We start from the raw sequence: 17,488 nt of genomic DNA on the forward strand, positions 1-17,488 counted from the left end.
GATGGATACACAAATTGTAACCTATTCCTGGATTTTCATGGGCTTATTTATACTAATGATGCTTTATTTCGGCTGGATTGGAATGAAAAAAACGAAAACGTCAGAGGATTTTGCCACCGCAAGATCAAGCTACAGCCCCTTAGTAATCGCCTTAGTAATTGCAGCGGGTATATCCAGTGGCTCCACTTTTATGGGCATGCCGGGGCTTGCTTACAGCATCGGGACTCCGAGCCTCTGGTATCCGCTGCTTTATCCTATAGCCACCGTTATTGGCATGCTTTTTGTAGCTAAGGTTATAAAGAAATATGGCGATGAATTCGGTACAAGAACGATTCCGGAATTTATCGGCGAAAGATACAAAAGTGATTTTCTGCGGATTGCTTTAACGATTATTTCCATTTTGCTTATTTTTTACGTCGTTTCTCAATTTGTTGCTGCTGCGACAATGTTTCAAACTATGATGGGTGTTGATTACGGAGTTGGTTTAATTATCACAGCAGCAGTACTTGCTGTGTATGTATTTATGGGAGGGTCGCACTCAGATATTATTACCGATGCTGTACAGGGACTTTTAATGCTAATAGTGGCTATTACAGTATTTGTTTGCTTTATGACGAGCGTAGGCGTCAATGGCGGCTTTACCGATATGCTGAACACAGTGAGTAATGAAAATCCCCAGGGCGGCTTTAATCAATTGTTTCTTCCCGGTGATAATACGTACGGAGCTTTTTGGCTGGTAGCCTTACTATTTGTAGCTCACTTACCTTTTTCCGTGCAGCCGCACCTTGGTAACAAATTTATGGCTGTGAAAGGCAGTAAAGATATTAGAAAGCTGATTATGTATTGTACTATTTTTGCTACAATCCTGCCTTTAATGGCGTTGGGCGGAATGCTTGGAGTGGCCGTAGTCGGTGCAGACGCAGGTATTAGTCCTGACCAGATAATTCCGGTCCTTTTCAGTGAAATATTTCCGCCAGTAATTGCAGCATTTCTGGCAATAGCTGTACTATCTGCTGTAATGTCAACTTCAGACGGTCTGATAGTATCACTGACTCAACTGCTGGCTAATGATTTATATCGTAAAACGATTGTGCCTAAAATCAATATTTCGAAGGCAAAAGCGGAACGCAATGAATTGATTATCAGTCGTTACAGCACCTTTGTAGTAATCATAGCAGCTATCTTTTTCGCCTGGTCCCCGCCAGAATTCCTGGCAGTTTTCATGTGGATCGGCATTGGAGGTATCATGGCGGCTACTGCAGGCCCTATCGTGGTCGGTGGTATATGGGATCGGGCAAACAAAACAGCGGCTATTTCCTCTTTGATAGCAGCCACAGTTGTATACTGGTTCGTGTATCTGCCAATTGGACTTAACTTCTCTAATCCTTTCGGAGCTGCTGGTATTGGGGTCATCGTCGGTATGCTGACGATGTATATTGTAACTATAGCTACTACGGAGGCACCAAAGGAAAGCGGCTTAGATATAAAACAAAAACCTAGTACAAGGAGTGGAAAAAATGTATAAATCGTTTGTTTCCCCAATCAGAATTGTTTCAGGTGAAGGAGCGGTAAATGAAATACCGGCTTTGCTGAAGTCCTATCAGGCAGGGCGGGTGATGGTTTTTGCTGACCCAGGGGTGTTGGATGCCGGCATCGTAGCTCCTTTAGAAGACCAGTTAAAAGAAGCCGGGGTAATATATGAAATATATTCCGACCTAAAGCCGGAACCGCCTGCAGAAATTGGAAAGAATGCCCTGCAGGCACTAAAATCATTTGATGCGGATTTTGTTATCGGAATTGGAGGAGGAAGCTCGCTTGACATCGCAAAGGCAGTTTCTGTATTGCACGGTAACGAAGGGTCCATTGAGAATTATTTAAACCTTTCAGGAGATAAATCCCTTGCAAATAGAGGTCTCCCAAAGCTTTTAATACCAACAACTGCCGGTACAGGGGCAGAGGTAACAGATATAAGCGTATTTTCGCTGGAAGGTACCAAGGACGTAATCACCCATGAATTTTTATTGGCAGATGTTGCCGTGGTAGATCCGGATCTTACGATGACAGTGCCACCTAAGGTTACTGCTGCTACTGGGGTGGATGCTCTTACTCATGCAGTAGAAGCATATATTTCTGTTAACAGCACTCCGCTGACGGATGCTCTCGCTTTGGACGCAATGGAAAGAATAGCGAAAAATATTCGTACAGCTGTATGGAATGGCAGTAATAAAGAGGCGCGTGCACAAATGAGCTGGGGGAGCATGACTGCGGGGTTAAGCTTTTATAATGCAGGTGTTGCTGGTGTACACGCTTTAGCCTATCCGTTAGGGGGGTTATTTAAAATCCCTCATGGTGAATCGAATGCTGTACTTCTTCCTTATATCTTTGATTACATCTGGCCTTCCTGCATGGAAAAAATGGGAGTGATAGCAGAGCGGATAGGGGCAAATACTGAAGGATTATCAAAAAGAGAAGCCGCAATAGCGGGTGTTCGGGAGCTGAAAAACATTGTGGAGGATGTTGGGATTCCCTCTACATTGGAGCAATTCGGAATTAAAGAAAGTGATCTCGTGAATTTGGCTGAAAGTGGGGAAAAACAAACAAGGCTTTTAGCAAGAAGCCCTAAGCCGTATTCTTATCAGGATATTTTAGGAAGGTATGAAGCGGCTTATGCAGGTATTTTAGAAATTGACAAGTAAGTAAAAAAAGGCCCTGTTCTTATAAAAAGAACGGGCCTCTGCTTTATTCGCCGGTAATTTTTTCTACTGAATCGTTGAGCTGGTATTCACGGCCAAGCAGCGTGAAATCACTCCATTTTGTATTGTTTACATAATAAAACTGTTCGTTTTGAACGGCTTCGGTATCAGCAAGCAGATCATCCACAAGCTCCTGGGATTGCTCTGTCGGCTCTCCCTGGTCGGTGAGAACGAACAGGTAGTCGGCCCCTTCCACGTAATCAGGCACTGTTTCAAGAGAAATAGCCTGCGTTTCCGTGTTTTCTGTCACGCCCTCTGTCGGTTCAAGCCCTGCGCCTTCATACAGGCCGGCAAATACGGATTGATCGTGAACGTAAACTTCTTTGCCGATGAATTGGACGACGGCTGCTGTTGCATCTTCCGGCACGTCATTGTCCGCAAGCGTCTGTCTGGCTTCCTCCGCCTGCCGTTCATATTCGTTCAGCCATTCTTCGCTGGCATCTTCTTTGTTCAATGCATCAGCGGTGTTTTGAAGCTGCTCTTCCGGCGTGTCCCCAAAGGCAGTCATATACACCGGAGCAATTTGTTCGAGCTGATCGAGAGAGTCCGACTGATAATCGGATAAAAGGATCATATCCGGCTCAAGCTCGTTGATCTTCTCGACGTTTGGCGTATCACCGCCAACGCTTTCCACTCCCTCGAGCTGGGCTCCGTACGTATCGAGATAATAGTCAGAAGTGCCTATCGGCTGTTCATCAAGAATCAGCATGTCTGCTACATTCTGCAGGGCTACAACGTTTTGCGGATCTGATGGAATTTCCACTTCCCGGCCGGTGGGGTCAGTGACTGTTCTTGTTTCTGCCTCCGCATTCTCGCCGCTGTCTTCACTTCCGCCGGAATCTCCGGATGAATCGTTGCCGCAGGCAGCAAGCACAAATAAAAAGGCGAAGCCAACTGCAAATAAAGAAATCCACTTTTTAACCAATATGTATATCCCCCTAGTTGATAATAATAATCATTTGCATGACTATTATATGGTATTCATTTTATAATTACAATGTAAACCTTTGGAACTAAGTAAAAAATGTTTTTCGCATATTTTTAATAGAGCAGGAGGGGTGTGCTTTAGCCTGTTTAACGTTACACTGAAGGTACTTTGCTTTTACGATTGTAAAACGCATGCCGGAGACTCTGCGTACAGGAGGAAATTTTATGCGATTCGAACCGTCTGAACAAATCGAACGACTGCCGGAACAATTTTTTGCTTCACTTTCAAGAAAGGTCCAGAAACGCAAGGAAGAGGGACAGGACTTGATTAACCTGGGCCAGGGAAATCCTGATCAGCCGACTCCTGAGCCTATTGTCGAAAAGATGAGGGGCGCTGCTGAAAATCCGGAATACCATAAATATTCCCCATTTAGGGGGTATGAATTTTTGAAGAAGTCAGCGGCTGATTTTTATCAGCGGGAATACGGTGTGACGTTGGATCCAAAAACGGAAGTGGCGGTTTTATTCGGTGCAAAAACGGGGCTTGTGGAGATCAGCCAGTGTCTTCTTAACCTAGGGGATACCGCGTTACTGCCAGACCCGGGTTATCCTGACTATCTCTCGGGAACAGCCCTTGCCAACGCAGAAACGGCTTTTATGCCGCTTAAAAAAGAAAATAATTTTCGTCCCGATTTTCGGCAGATTGAAGCAGATGTGCTCAACCGGGCAAAAATGATGTTTTTAAATTATCCTAACAACCCGACTGCCGGCACTGCTACAACGGAATTTTTTGAAGAGACGGTCCGGACTGCTGTCCAGCACCACATTTGTGTCGTTCACGATTTCGCCTATGGGTCGCTCGGCTATGACGGCGAAAAGCCTCCCAGCTTTCTTCAGACCCCCGGGGCCCGGGAAGTGGGCATAGAAATGTATACACTTTCGAAAACGTTTAACATGGCCGGATGGCGTGTGGCTGTTGCGGTGGGCAATGCTTCAGTCATAGAAATGATTAATAACATCCAGGATCATCTGTATGTAAGTTTGTTTGGGGCGGTTCAGGAAACGGCAGCTTATGCGTTTGATCACGGGGCAGAGATGGCTGAAGATATACTGAATGTTTATGAAAGCAGAAGAAACGTATTTATTCAGGCGCTTCACGATCACGGTGTAGCGGTGCAGTCGCCCCGTGGTTCCTTTTTTGTATGGATGGAAGTGCCAAAAGGCTACACCTCTGCTTCGTTCACCGAAGAGCTGCTCGAAGAAGCAGGTGTAGTAGTCGCCCCGGGCCATGGCTTTGGCAGCATGGGAGAGGGGTACGTCCGCATTGGTCTGCTCGAAGAGGAACAGCGATTAAAAGAAGCGGCTGCACGGATCGCGGGTGTAGCCGCGGCGGTGAAATAAAAAAGCTGTTTAACTTTTTATTTCACCCATATTTCTGCTGATGGTCTTTTTTCCACGATAAATAGGTTTCGTCCTCCCGGGCCTTAATCCATTTTTCCTCAAAAATCCGGGCGGATTCGGCTTTTTCTTCATTGATCTGACGATCGTTCACGTTACCGTCTTTGTCGTATTTTTTGCCTCCTTTATAGTTGGCGTACCGGCGTGAGCGCGTATAGCCCATCTGCAGAAATTTTCTTGCCATATCCATTCCGACGAAGTCTTTTTGCTTTTTATACTCCAAAAATAATTCATAAATTTGCCCGGAGGACTCCCTGGCAATGTCCGGGGTCTTAAACCTCCAATACGGAAGAATTTCACTTTTATACGGCTCCACCATTAAAACGCCCTGTTCCCCGCGTCCTACGCGGTATTTATCCGGCTGTTCACGAAAATCAATACGATCAAAATCTTCATTATAATTAAAGCTCATAGCTGCTCTCTCCTTTATTTGCCTTTGTTTTCTTTGCCCGAAAATGATAAGAGTTATGTGTGAAAATACGTGCCTTATCAAGATTTATTTTCCCTGAAAAGGGGAATAACTAGTATGCGTAGCAGAAAAAAGGATTATTGAACATACATATCGAATTCTTGTGGTGGATGGAGGTTTTAAGATGGAATATATTGAAAATGTACGCAGCCAGCTTCTGGAGGAAGTCGAACCAGTTCCGGAAGCAGATTGGAACATAAAGACAGACACTACTGATTGGAGTATCGCCCAGGTAGTGGAACACCTCCGGTTATTTGAAGCTTTCGTAGGGAGGAGTATGAAAAGTGCTCTGGAAACAGAACCTACCACAAGAGCGGAAGAAAAGCCGATTCAAATGATGAAGTACCGGCGCCGGCCGGCAGAAGCGCCGCAGGAGCTCCAGCCGGAGGACATGGAATTTGGCAAGCAAAACCTGCTTGAGGAACTGAAGGAAACAAGAGAATATATCCGTCACCTGGAGGAAAAGCATACCAGGGAAGACTTAGCAGCACGTTCCATTTCGCATCCCAATTTTGGGCCTATGCCTCTTCATCAGTGGCTGGAAATGATCGGTCTTCATGAGGAGCGTCATATCGCTCAAATTCAAGATATAAAAACTAAATTATAGACTGAGGGAGGATAACAAATGAAAAAGCTCATTAATGGTGTGGACCAGATTGTTTCTGAAATGGTGGAGGGACTGGTGGCCGCTCACCCGGATAAGCTCCGGTCGATTGAGAACACAAATGTCATCGTGCGGGCAGATGCCCCGGTGCAGGGGAAAGTAGCATTGATCAGCGGCGGTGGAAGCGGACATGAACCTGCCCATGCGGGATATGTGGGAGAAGGGCTGCTCGATGCAGCAGTAAGCGGGGAAGTCTTCACCTCGCCGACACCGGACCAGGTGCTTGAAGCCATTAAAGCTGTCGACAGCGGATCGGGAGTTCTTTTGATCGTAAAAAACTACAGTGGGGATGTCATGAACTTCGATATGGCAGCTGATCTGGCAGAAGCAGAGGATATTACGGTCAAACAGGTTGTTATACGGGACGATGTAGCGATTTCTAATCCGGAGGACCGCCGCGGTGTAGCTGGAACGACGCTTGTGCATATGATTGCCGGTGCAGTAGCAGCTGAGGGAAAAAGCCTGGACGAGGTGGAAGCCATTGCCCAGGGTGTGGCTGACAACGTGCGTTCAATGGGCGTGTCCCTTTCTCCGTGTACTGTTCCGGCTTCCGGTAAACCTGGATTTACCCTCGATGAAAACGAGATGGAAATCGGGACCGGCATTCACGGCGAACAGGGCGTGGAACGGCGCGAGCTAATGCAGGCAGACGCCGTTACGGAAGAATTGGTTCAGCACGTGCTCGATGATATGCATCTAAATGACGGCAGCGAAGTAGCGTTAATGATCAACGGTCAGGGTGCGACGCCTTTAATGGAGCTGTATATTGTGGCAAGAAAGGCCATTCAGCTGTTGAAGGACCGTGGTATTCATGTAAAGAAAACCTTTGTAGGAGAATATATGACGTCACTTGAAATGACAGGGTGCTCGGTAACGATTTTAAATTTGGATGAGGAACGTAAACGGTTGCTACTATCCGGCAGGGAGTGAAGCTTTCATGGAACTAAGCACAGCAGTAATGAAGCAGTGGGCACTAAGAATCAATGCAAAAATGCAGGAGCATAAGGACAGGCTGTCCGAGCTTGATCAGGCCATCGGAGACGGAGATCACGGGCATAATATGGCCCGCGGCTTTCAGGAAGTAGCCAATAAATTGGAGGATACTTCCTACGATGATATTGGCGCGATGTATAAAGACGTAGCTTCAACACTGATTTCGAAGGTGGGAGGAGCTTCGGGCCCGCTGTATGGAACGGCATTTCTTAAAGCAGCCAATGCATGGAAGGGAAGAGATGCGCTTGACAGCGCAGCGTTTACCGAAGGCATCGAGGCAGCCGTTGGTGGTATTGAAACGAGAGGGAAGGCTTCCCTTGGCGACAAAACGATGCTCGACGTATGGATTCCTGTGCGGGATGAAATGAAAGAGCATGGTGCAGACGCGGAGAAGGCTGCCGGCACAGCTGAAAAAGAAGCAGAAGCCACCATCGATAAAGTTGCTAAAAAAGGAAGGGCTTCTTATTTAGGAGAGCGTTCGAAGGGCCATATGGACCCTGGAGCCTTTTCATCTCAGCTCGTTTTTGAAGCATTGGCAGAAGTGTACAAAGAGGGGGCCTCTTAATGGCTAAAGTCAGCATCATCGTTATTTCTCACAGCAAAGAACTCGCTGACGGCATTGTAGATCTCGTATCACAGACGAAACAGGAGGATGTTGCAATCGCCGCAGCCGGCGGAACTGAAGACGGAGAAATCGGCACGAGCGTTGATCGGATCACAGGAGCCGTCGAATCAGTTACGACCGAAGAAGGTGTGCTTCTGCTTTTTGACATCGGAAGTGCATTAATGAACGCGGAAATGGCACTTGAAATGCTGCCGGAGCTTGAAGGCCGTATTACAATAGCTGATGCTCCGCTTGTGGAAGGAACGTATATCGCTGCGGTTGAAGCTGGCATGGGAAAAACGCTTGAAGAAGTAAAAAAAGCAGCAGAATCGGCAAAAGAATGGAAAAAAATCGAGGATTAATAAATAAACCCTGCAGCCATAAATTTGGCTGCAGGGTTTTCGTTAATATACAGTTCTGCACAAAGGCTGAAATGGCCGGGTTCCTTAGTGTTCCAGCTTAAGAGCTGGTTTTTGGTTTTGCATTTTTATAATAGGAATCCTGAGATGATTTTTCTTTTTCGGCAGAAGGTGTTTTCGACGAACGTGCGAGTAACACGTAGCTGAGCACTGCTGCAGCATCCGCTCCAAAAATCACTATCCCCATCGGTACTGCTGTATGCTCTCCGGCAATGCCGACCAGCGGGGCTGAAGCCGCACCGAATAAAAATGGAAGCAGCCCGATTAAAGCAGCAGCGCTGCCGGCACGGTGACCCTGTTCTTCCATCGCAAGAGAGAACGAAGCCGTATTGACAAGCCCGAGGCTTGAAACGACGAAAAACATCGGAATGACGATAGCAGCAAGCGGTGCCTGAATTACTGTCATTGTTAATAAGACAGAGCTTGAAATGAGGGTCAGCCCAAGCCCGAAGGTGAGTATTTTTCGTTCCGGGACAACACCGGCGAGCCGGCCGGTTGTCTGCGAACCGATAATAATGCCGATCCCGTTAAGTGCGAATAAAAAGCCAAAGGTTTGCGGTGACGCTCCGTAAATGCCTTGATACACAAACGGTGTGCCGGAAACGTAAGCAAAAATGCCAGCCATTTTTAAACCCTGGGCGAGAGCAAAGCCCATAAACGAACGATCCTTCAATAAACTGCCAAAGGTACGTACTGTTTCTTTTATATCGCTGTCTGACCGGTTTGTTTCCGGAAGGGTTTCGGGAAGCAGGGATAAAACAATAATAAAGATAATGATTCCTATCGCACTTAGTACGGCAAAGACGCCGTTCCATGTCGTAAAGTTAAGAATGGCCCCGCCAAGCACTGGAGCAATTATTGGTGTAAGGCCATTTACGAGCATTAACAGGGAAAAGAACTTTGTCAGTTCTTTTCCGGAGTACATGTCCCGGACAATTGCCCGGGAAATAACGATGCCGGCTGAAGCTGAAAATCCCTGCAGAAAACGGCAGGCTATTAGAATCCAGATGGTTGGGGCAAATATACATAAAATAGAAGCGGCTATATAAATAAATAGAAAAACAGACAGCGGTTTTTTTCTGCCATTCACATCACTCATGGGGCCTACGATTAATTGGCCAAAGGCGAGACCGAGCAGGCAGGCTGTTAAACTGAGCTGCACAAGCGATGCACTTGTATCAAGATCCTGGGCTATAGAAGGAAAACTGGGTAAATACATGTCGATAGTCAAAGCGCCAAATGCAGCCAGCGAGCCCAGCAGAATAGCCAGGCCGATCCGTTTTTTAGACGATACTGCCTGTGTGGAACTCATGATAAAATCTACTCCCTTGTTATAAAATACGTATTACGGGACACATCTGTTTTTTGCACACAAGAGAGGATTTTATCACAGAGCATATAAAAAGAAAAGCCCGTTTTTAAGACGGACTTTTCCTGGTCGTTGCTTCCAGAGCGGCAAACAGCAGGTGCCAGCACTCTGCAGCAAGAACGAAAAAGAGAATAACAAGCGCTCCGGCCCATTCCTGAAAAAAGGCGAGAGCAATGATTGTGTACCACGAGCAGCGGAGCAAGTGCTGGAGCGGAGGCATCCATAAAAAGCAGAGCGGCCGGAACAAAAGAAAAAAGGCAAAGCTGAATAGAAAAAATACGTATTCCTGAGTTAATTCTACGGCAAATACAGCGCTTAGCCCTTCATTTACTAAGGAAAAAAAGGAAAGATTCATCACTTTCGCTTACTCCTCAGTATCTGCAGGAAAGCGGACACCGATCTGGGCACGTATTTCATCAAGCACCTGCAGCACCTGAATAGAGCGTTCGATAGAAATGTGCCGCACGTCTTCACCGGCGCACAGCTGAATAAAGGCGCGTATTTCGTGAGCCATGGAATCCTCCTGATTGTTTTCCCAAAGAACAGTCGTTGCATCTTTTTTTGTAAGGGTCACCCGGTGCATATGGTTAATATGATCGATGGTGATTGTCCCGTCTTCACCCTGCAGCTCCACCGGCTGGGTGGAAGAAGAAATTTTTGAATAGCTGACAACAGCCTGGGCTTCCGGATAACCGAGAAGCACAGCGGCCTGGCCGTCGGCTCCGGTTTCAAGCAGGTAGCCATGTGCCTGTACCGTTTGCGGCATGCCAAGGAGTTCAAGGGCGGGGTGAAGGCAGTAGATGCCGATATCCATCGAGGCTCCGTTGGAAAGCTCCGGCTTAAAAGCATTGAGTACGGTCCCTTCGCGGTAGGCATCGTAGCGGCTCGAATACTGGCAGTAGGAAATCGATGCCCGGCGCAGTCTTCCAATGTCGTCAAGATGGTTCGAAACAGCTTCCCATGCCGGAAAATACATGTTTTTGATCGCTTCCATAATGGTGACGCCGTATTCTGAAGCAGCGGCCAAAAGCCGTTTGGCTTCTTCCGCATTAGAGCACATCGGTTTTTCACAGATGATGTGCTTGCCATGCTGAATGCCAGCCATAGCGATGGAAAAGTGATGCCTGGTAGGGCTTGCAATGTACAGTGCTTCAACGTTTGTATCCCGGCAAAGCTGTTCTAAATCATCGTAAGCCGAAGGCGCGTCGTACTGATCCGCGAGCGTTTGGGCACGCTCAATATTCCGGGAATAAACAGCCTGCAGCTGAAAATCTTTAAGCGAACTGCCGGCCTGAATGAAGGCTTCGGTGATCCAGTTTGTCCCCACAGTGGCAAAATTCATTATGTAAAACCTCCTTAAATGTCAGCTGGTCCTAAGAGCTTCCTTTTCTTTTCCGAGTCGTACGTGTTTTTGCTTCCGCTTTTGGGATGGAAGCCCGTCGTTTTCGTTCCTCAAAAAAGAGAAAAAACTGATCGTATGCCTCCACAGCAGCTGCAAAGCCAAGAATGAAGAAAATAGACCCGGCCTCCTGCAGTAAAACATAGCCGAGGCCCGCGTACCACAGCATTTTTAGCAGCCGGGCAGCTGCTGGTTTCCACAAAAAGAAGACAGGACGAAGTAAAAGGTACAGTAAAATAGCGAGAACAAATACAGCGATATTTTCGCCGAAGGTCCCCGGTACCCGGGAAATAATTTGATCGATGATTTGTCCGAATTCTGCTAAGCGTTCTTCCATTGGCTGCAGCTCCTTTGAGTGATGTAGATACAAGTATTCATAATTGTATCGTAGCGGTTTTAGACTCAAATGAACAGCCTTGAATCAAAAAAGGACAAATGATAAAAAGCTCCCTTCTTAAAAAAGAAGAGAGCGCAGCGTAAAAAGCATATAAAGTGAATTATGGACGGACAGGCCGCAGATCTTCATTTTCCTTCAGGGAACAAATGTATTCGACCAGCAGCTCGATAACATTTTCGATATCGTCCATGCTGGCTGTCTCCACCGGGGCATGCATGTACCGTAGTGGAAGAGAAACATTGACGCTTGGAACGCCGTTGCCAGCGAGCCGCAGCCGGTCGGCATCAGTGCCGGTCACCCTCGGGGTGAGCTCGTATTGCACGGAAAGACCGGCCTTTTGGGCAGCCTGTTCCAGTCCTTCATTAGCTTTTGGGTGGATCGGAGCTCCCTTGGCGAGGACAGGGCCGCCGCCGAGTGTCACTTCTGTTTCCTGGTTTGGATTGGACCCGGGGTAATCATACGCAAATGTAACGTCAAGGGCGATTGCTAAATCTGGACGGAGGCCGGCACCGGCAAAATGGGCCCCGCCCATGTTTGTCTCTTCATTGACTGTGCTCACGCCGTAGACGCCCACCGTTGGTCGTTTGTCCTGCAGCCGGCGCAGCACTTCTGCAGTAATAAAGGCACCTGTCCGGTTGTCGAGCCCGCGTCCGCTGAAACGGTCGTTTAGCAGTTTTTCGGGCGTGCGCTCATAAACTCCGGGATCACCGACGGAAAGATACTTTTCCATTTCTTCTTTGCTTTTAGCCCCAAAGTCTATGTACAGATCAGAAAAGGCGAAATCTTTTTTACTGCCGCCCTTATGTTCCGCATTGACACCCGTAACGCCTGTGATAGGTCCCTGCCTGCCCTGAAAGGTTACTTTCATTCCCAGAGCAGGCGCCTGGCTGATGCCGCCAAGCTTTTCCACCCGTACGAAGCCACTGCTGTCGATGGACTTTACAAGAAAACCAATTTCGTCGCAGTGCCCGGCTAAAAGGATGTGAAACGAGGCTTCCGGATTGATGACGCCCCAGGCATTGCCTATCGTATCCGTGTGAACTTCATCCGCATACGGAGAGACGTATTGAAGCCACTTACGCTGAATAGCTGTTTCATGTCCCGATGGGGAGGGAGTCTGGAGTAAATCGTATAAAAACTGTTCAGATGATTCCTTCATGGGTTTTCCTCCTTGGAATTTCAATTTATTACAGCATCCCGTTTTTTATCTTTGCCGTCAACTCCTGTTCCTGAAGCAGCTGGGGCCTACTTGTAGTGACCCCCGATTTTTTCTGCCCGGGCAAGGGCCTGGCCGCCGGGAAGAAGCGATGAGGCCTGGAGCACAGCTGCTGGTCCGTACCTGTCCTTGAGAGCATCAATCGTTTTGTTTAAATCTTCGCGATGCTCTTTTTCAGAAAACAGATCCAACTGCACAAATTGGTTGCTTTCAAGCTGCTGCAGGCTGACGTTCAGCCCCCGGACCGGGAAGTGTGTCCAATGTTTATGAAACAGAAATGCAGCGGCTCTGTAGATAGCTTTGCCGTCATTAACCGGTTCAGCCTGGGCCGCCTGCCGGTGAAAATGAAGAGAATTTTCGTTGTCATGCCCCTCGGCTCCTACGGTAACTGTCCAGCCTGCACAGCCCTCTGTCCGGGCCCGGCGTCCAACCTCTTCGCTCAGCTCGCGCAAAACGACGCTGATATCCTCCCAGCTTGAGTAATCACGGGGGAGGGTCATGTGGTGTCCGATAGCCTTTCGGCGCGTGTGAGTGCCGGGAGAGACAGGGGAAGGGTCAATACCGTGCGCCGTCTGCCAGAGAAGTTCTCCGTTCAGTCCAAAACGGTGGCGAAGCTCTTCTACAGGATAGGCAGCAAGGTGGCCGGCTTTTCGGATTCCCATCTGCTGCAGGTGTTTTTCCATCCGGCGCCCGACCCCGAACAGGTGATTCACAGGAAGAGGCCAAAGCGTTGAAGCCAGCTGATCCTGCCTCAGGGTGAAAATCCCATCGGCAGATTTTTTGGCAAAATGGTCACAGGCCATCTTGGCGAGAACCTTGGTCGCTCCGATGCCGGTGCGGGGGTAAACGCCGAATGCCCGGAGAAGATGCCGGTTGATGAAAAGAGCCGCCTGCTCCGGCGTGGAAGCTGTATGCTTGTATGTATGCGTCATGTCTGCAAAAAGCTCGTCTACGCTGTACGGTTCTATTTTATCGCTGTAAGCTTCAAGCGCCGTCGCAATCTGCACAGAAATTTTTAAATACAGCTCCATGCGCGGAGGAATAATAACGAGCCCAGGGCACTTTTGCTGTGCTTCTCCGATGGTTTCGGCTGTTTTTACTCCTTCACGTTTAGCAACAGGACATGCAGCCAAAATCACCCCGCTCCGGATGGACGGGTCTCCGGCTACGGCTGTTGGTTTATGCTGCAGGTTGGAATAATACAGTTTTTCAACATTGGCGTAGAACGACTGCATGTCGATAAGAAAAATAATCCGCGCCACAGCCCCTCCTCCTTTGGTGAAAAAATTGCTCCTTTCTATAGATTATACCTCAAAATAAATATTTTAAACGAACAAATGTTCTTATTTTAAATAAAAACCGGACCCTGATCCAGGGCCCGTTATCTGCATTATGAAGAAGGGAGACCCCTTTTTTGTACGAGGGTGTTATTGAAACGCTCAAGCAGCTGGGCAAATTGATCGCGTTCTTCCTTATCCCAGTCGGCCAACAGGCTGTCATACATATGAATCCGTTCCTGCTTCAGCGTATTGATCGCTTCGATTCCTTCGTTCGTAATAAAAATCTGATTGACCCGTTTATCGTGATGATCCGGCCGGCGGGAAACAAGGCCTTTTTTCTCCAGCGAATGAATCTGGCGACTGAGTGTCGAAATATCGAGGAGAAAATGATCAGCGAGCTCACGTGCAGAACGGGGGCTCTGCTGGTGCAGCACCTGGAGAATCAAATAAGCGGAACGATCCAGGCTGCTGGCCTGGCTGTCAAGCGTCCGTTTAAAATCCGCCCGGCGCATTAACGTGACTACGCCAGTTTCAATTAGTTCGAGCATTTCCTTATCATGTTCGTTCATCGGGGCCCCTCCAATTCCAATCGGTCTTTTTCTCTATTGTAATATAGATCAGGATCGAAAAAAGAGATAAGCGTAAAACGATATATATAAAACGAAAATAACATACGTTCTTTCCTAGTCGGCTCGCTGCATAGCCCTTCTTTCAGCGTATTCGAGGCATTTTTCACAGACAAATACTTTTTCATTCTGTTTTGTAAAGTATGGGCGCATATAGGACGTTTTTGATCTGCAGTAGTAGCAGCGCTTTGAGAAAGAGAGGCTTCTTATCCATTGCTTAAGCAACAAATTTTCCTCCTTTTGTATTGGGATGTATTTTTACGATAAGAGAAAGAGAGGATGAATGCGAACGATTTGCTCATGAAAAATTCAAAAAGAATGATTTGCTTTCATATGAATTTATATAATTATTCAATAAAATAATACTTCAATTCATGAATGAAAACCTTCATTTTCGGGAAAGAAACTGTAAATGAAGACTAATAAGAAGGTGATCAGCGTGGCAAAAAGATTAGACCGTGAACAATGGAGCGTATTTCAAAGCGAGCTCTATCAGACAAATACGACTGTCGTCGTGACAGATGATTTGATATTAATCACAGACCCTACATGGCTCCCAGCGGAGATTGAGGAGATACGGAATTTTGTCGGGGAACGAAAAAAGAATCAGCCGGTATATCTGCTGCTGACCCATTCGGATTTTGATCACGTTATCGGAGCCGGTGCTTTTCCGGAAGCAACTATCATTGCTTCCCGAGGATTTAATGCAAGATCCGATAAGGAAGAGATTGTTCAGCAAATGAAAGAGTTTGACAGTGCATATTATATTCACCGCAGCTATGAACTCCAGTATCCGAAACCAGATATTATTGTTGATTCGGATGAGCAGGTGCTTGAAGAAGGGGAGACCAAAATTACATTCTATCTGGCACCGGGCCATACCGTGGACGGACTGGCAGCAGTCGTAGAACCGCTTGGTCTCTGCATCGCCGGAGACTACTTAAGCAATGTAGAGATTCCCATTATTGAATATCACAGCGAATCCTACCAGTTTACGTTAAAAAAGCTGGATGAGCTCTGGAAGGACAGCAAATACAGCACTGTGGTTCCGGGACATGGTCTTGTAGCCTCGAAGCCGGAAGAAATAGAAAAGCGTCTCCGGGATTCAGAATGGTATATTGAAAATACGAAAAAATCGCTGAAAGACCCATACGTGGAGAGTGCCATTTTTGCGTTTATTGACCGTCATAAGTTTGAAGCACCGTTAAAGCAGGTACACGCAGATAATAAAGAACAATTAAAAACGGAAAGATAGAAAACTGGCTGCCCTTTTAAGGAGCAGCCAGTTTTTGGTTTAGTATTTCTTATTCAGAGGACTCGTTTTGATTACGTGGAAGAATCAATACCTCCACGCGCCGGTTCTGGGCACGGCCCTCTTCGGTATCATTAGAAGCCACCGGTTCAAACTCGCCGAACCCCTTGGCACTGAAGTCTCTTGGGTCGAGATCGGGATTTTCGAGCACTATCTCCATAAAATGCACTGCCCGCATGACGCTGAGTTCCCAGTTTGTGCTAAAATCGGCGTTCGCGATAGGGGTGTCATCCGTATGGCCGCTGATAATAATGTTGCGCGGGGGATTTAGTACCAGCAGCTCGGACATATCCCCGGCAGTTTCAAGAGCCTCTTCGCGTATTTCTGCTTCACCAACATTAAACAAAATATTGTCTTTAATGGAGAGGAGCAGTCCATCATCAGAGAGACGGGTCGTAAACTGGCCTTCAAGTCCCCGCTCATCAATAAATCCTTCCACTCTCTCCTGGAGCTCGGCAAGTTCGTTTTGATCCTCTGCCTCTTCGATTGCTGTTGGAGGACTTTCATCGACATTGTCTTCGGCGTTCAGCTCTTCGACAGAGCTTCCGGATTCGTTGATGCCGCTTCCACCAGTGAAAACAGAGTTAAAGGAATCGGAGATCTGGTCAAATTTTCGGGCATCCACCTCACTTGATGCAAATAGCACGATAAACAGTGCAAGCAGCAGGGTCAGGAGGTCTGCGTAAGGAAGAAGCCAAGCTTCACTGACGTGTTCTTCCTCTTCCTTTTTCCGCTTACGCCGCCTAGCCATTTTCGGCACCTTCCTTCCATTCGGTTTCCTGGGCCGCTTCCATAATCTTTTCCCGTTCCTTCGCTGGAACGTACATTAAAAGCTTTTGTTCAATTGTTTTGGGCGGCTGCCCCTCCTGGACCGATAATACACCTTCAATCATGACACTGCGGACATGAATTTCGTGCTTGGATTTGCGCTTGAGTTTATTGGCAAAGGGGTGCCAGAGCACATAGCCGGTGAAAATGCCGAGAAGTGTGGCGACGAAGGCAGCGCTGATTGCTTCTCCAAGCTTATCGATATCAGACATGTCGGCAAGCGCCGCAATGAGACCGACCACAGCACCGAGCACACCGAGTGTAGGAGCATAGGTTCCTGCCTGGGTAAAAATAGAAACGCCTGTTTGATGACGGGATTCGATTGCTTCGAGCTCTTCGCTCATGATGTCGCGGATGAAATCTGAGTTCTGGCCGTCCACAGCCATCGTCATACCATTACGAAGAAAGGGGTCCTGAATGTCCTGAACGTCGCCCTCGAGGGCCAAGAGACCTTCTTTTCTAGCTGTCTGGGCCCATTTGGAGAACATGGGAACAAGCTGAGCGACACTCCATTCATTCTGATTTTTAAATAAAACGCCGAAAAGCTTCGGCACGTTTTTTAATTCATTACCGGGGAAAGCAATTACTACAGTGGCGATCGTTCCCCCAAAAATAATTAATAAAGCGGCCGGGTTCAGCAAAGAAATGAGCTCCATCCCTTTAATGGCGATACCGCTCATGATAGCTGCAAAAGCTATAATAATGCCGATGGTTGATGCCTTATCCATACGTATCAATCCCTTTATGTTTGATTCTACTGTTTATATCGGCGCT

At 47.4% G+C, this 17,488-nt stretch carries 19 protein-coding genes; 8 read left to right on the plus strand and 11 right to left on the minus strand.

Annotated features, from left to right (window positions below; translation table 11 throughout):
- Position 1: 1 nt before the first annotated feature.
- Positions 2–1,525, plus strand: a complete 1,524-nt coding sequence (locus Q0757_RS02910) for a sodium:solute symporter (RefSeq protein WP_298784576.1) — start codon at positions 2–4, stop codon at positions 1,523–1,525.
- Positions 1,518–2,696, plus strand: coding sequence for an iron-containing alcohol dehydrogenase (locus tag Q0757_RS02915; RefSeq protein WP_298785379.1), 1,179 nt, complete (start codon positions 1,518–1,520; stop codon positions 2,694–2,696). Before Q0757_RS02910 ends, Q0757_RS02915 begins: the two co-directional genes overlap by 8 nt.
- Positions 2,697–2,739: 43 nt before the next feature.
- Here the strand turns inward: Q0757_RS02915 and Q0757_RS02920 are convergent, their stop codons facing one another.
- Positions 2,740–3,678 (minus strand): ABC transporter substrate-binding protein, encoded by a 939-nt coding sequence (locus Q0757_RS02920; protein ID WP_298784578.1) that lies wholly within the window; start codon positions 3,676–3,678, stop codon positions 2,740–2,742.
- 227 nt (positions 3,679–3,905) lie between these two features.
- Here Q0757_RS02920 and Q0757_RS02925 point away from each other — a divergent pair, with 227 nt between their 5' ends.
- Positions 3,906–5,081 carry a pyridoxal phosphate-dependent aminotransferase gene (locus Q0757_RS02925; RefSeq protein WP_298784580.1) on the plus strand — a complete coding sequence of 392 codons (1,176 nt, stop codon included), beginning with the start codon at positions 3,906–3,908 and terminating at the stop codon, positions 5,079–5,081.
- Between the two features lie 22 nt (positions 5,082–5,103).
- Here Q0757_RS02925 and Q0757_RS02930 read toward each other — a convergent pair whose 3' ends face one another.
- Positions 5,104–5,550 carry a DUF4385 domain-containing protein gene (locus tag Q0757_RS02930; RefSeq protein ID WP_298784582.1) on the minus strand — a complete coding sequence of 149 codons (447 nt, stop codon included), beginning with the start codon at positions 5,548–5,550 and terminating at the stop codon, positions 5,104–5,106.
- 181 nt (positions 5,551–5,731) lie between these two features.
- Between Q0757_RS02930 and Q0757_RS02935 the strand changes: the two genes are divergently transcribed.
- Genes Q0757_RS02935 through dhaM form a run of 4 tightly spaced genes read left to right on the plus strand, consistent with a single transcriptional unit; the run spans position 5,732 to position 8,230 of the window.
- Positions 5,732–6,214, plus strand: a complete 483-nt coding sequence (locus Q0757_RS02935) for a DinB family protein (RefSeq protein ID WP_298784584.1) — start codon at positions 5,732–5,734, stop codon at positions 6,212–6,214.
- An 18-nt stretch (positions 6,215–6,232) separates the two neighbouring features.
- Complete coding sequence (dhaK, locus tag Q0757_RS02940; protein WP_298784585.1) at positions 6,233–7,201, plus strand: dihydroxyacetone kinase subunit DhaK; 969 nt, start codon at positions 6,233–6,235, stop codon at positions 7,199–7,201.
- Positions 7,202–7,208: 7 nt separating this feature from the next.
- Entirely contained in the window at positions 7,209–7,829 is a 621-nt protein-coding gene (gene dhaL, locus Q0757_RS02945) for a dihydroxyacetone kinase subunit DhaL (RefSeq protein WP_298784587.1), read from the plus strand.
- Positions 7,829–8,230 (plus strand): dihydroxyacetone kinase phosphoryl donor subunit DhaM, encoded by a 402-nt coding sequence (gene dhaM, locus Q0757_RS02950; protein ID WP_298784590.1) that lies wholly within the window; start codon positions 7,829–7,831, stop codon positions 8,228–8,230. Before dhaL ends, dhaM begins: the two co-directional genes overlap by 1 nt.
- A gap of 97 nt (positions 8,231–8,327) precedes the next feature.
- Here the strand turns inward: dhaM and Q0757_RS02955 are convergent, their stop codons facing one another.
- The 7 genes from Q0757_RS02955 to Q0757_RS02985 form a co-directional block, all read right to left on the minus strand.
- Positions 8,328–9,599: a multidrug effflux MFS transporter gene (locus Q0757_RS02955; RefSeq protein ID WP_298784592.1), complete on the minus strand. Its 1,272-nt coding sequence runs from the start codon at positions 9,597–9,599 to the stop codon at positions 8,328–8,330.
- Between the two features lie 106 nt (positions 9,600–9,705).
- Entirely contained in the window at positions 9,706–10,014 is a 309-nt protein-coding gene (locus Q0757_RS02960; protein WP_298784594.1) for a hypothetical protein, read from the minus strand.
- 6 nt (positions 10,015–10,020) lie between these two features.
- Positions 10,021–10,998, minus strand: coding sequence for a Gfo/Idh/MocA family protein (locus tag Q0757_RS02965; protein WP_298784596.1), 978 nt, complete (start codon positions 10,996–10,998; stop codon positions 10,021–10,023).
- A 31-nt stretch (positions 10,999–11,029) separates the two neighbouring features.
- Positions 11,030–11,392 (minus strand): hypothetical protein, encoded by a 363-nt coding sequence (locus Q0757_RS02970; RefSeq protein WP_298784598.1) that lies wholly within the window; start codon positions 11,390–11,392, stop codon positions 11,030–11,032.
- Positions 11,393–11,552: 160 nt separating this feature from the next.
- Positions 11,553–12,611: a M20/M25/M40 family metallo-hydrolase gene (locus tag Q0757_RS02975; protein WP_298784600.1), complete on the minus strand. Its 1,059-nt coding sequence runs from the start codon at positions 12,609–12,611 to the stop codon at positions 11,553–11,555.
- Between the two features lie 86 nt (positions 12,612–12,697).
- Positions 12,698–13,930 (minus strand): DNA polymerase IV, encoded by a 1,233-nt coding sequence (locus Q0757_RS02980; protein WP_298784602.1) that lies wholly within the window; start codon positions 13,928–13,930, stop codon positions 12,698–12,700.
- A 128-nt stretch (positions 13,931–14,058) separates the two neighbouring features.
- On the minus strand, positions 14,059–14,517 hold the full coding sequence (locus tag Q0757_RS02985) for a MarR family winged helix-turn-helix transcriptional regulator (protein WP_298784606.1): 459 nt from the start codon (positions 14,515–14,517) through the stop codon (positions 14,059–14,061).
- 496 nt (positions 14,518–15,013) lie between these two features.
- Here Q0757_RS02985 and Q0757_RS02990 point away from each other — a divergent pair, with 496 nt between their 5' ends.
- Positions 15,014–15,829: an MBL fold metallo-hydrolase gene (locus Q0757_RS02990; protein WP_298784608.1), complete on the plus strand. Its 816-nt coding sequence runs from the start codon at positions 15,014–15,016 to the stop codon at positions 15,827–15,829.
- Between the two features lie 49 nt (positions 15,830–15,878).
- Here the strand turns inward: Q0757_RS02990 and motB are convergent, their stop codons facing one another.
- Together motB and motA are read right to left on the minus strand one after the other, a co-directional pair.
- A complete protein-coding gene (gene motB, locus Q0757_RS02995) occupies positions 15,879–16,637 on the minus strand; it encodes a flagellar motor protein MotB (protein ID WP_298784610.1) in 759 nt (252 codons plus the stop codon).
- Positions 16,630–17,442 (minus strand): flagellar motor stator protein MotA, encoded by an 813-nt coding sequence (gene motA / locus Q0757_RS03000; RefSeq protein ID WP_298784612.1) that lies wholly within the window; start codon positions 17,440–17,442, stop codon positions 16,630–16,632. The genes motB and motA overlap by 8 nt, the downstream gene beginning before the upstream one ends.
- Between the last annotated feature and the right edge of the window lie 46 nt (positions 17,443–17,488).

The organism is uncultured Marinococcus sp. (assembly GCF_947493875.1).
In the GTDB taxonomy this organism is placed as follows: Bacteria; Bacillota; Bacilli; order Bacillales; family Marinococcaceae; genus Marinococcus.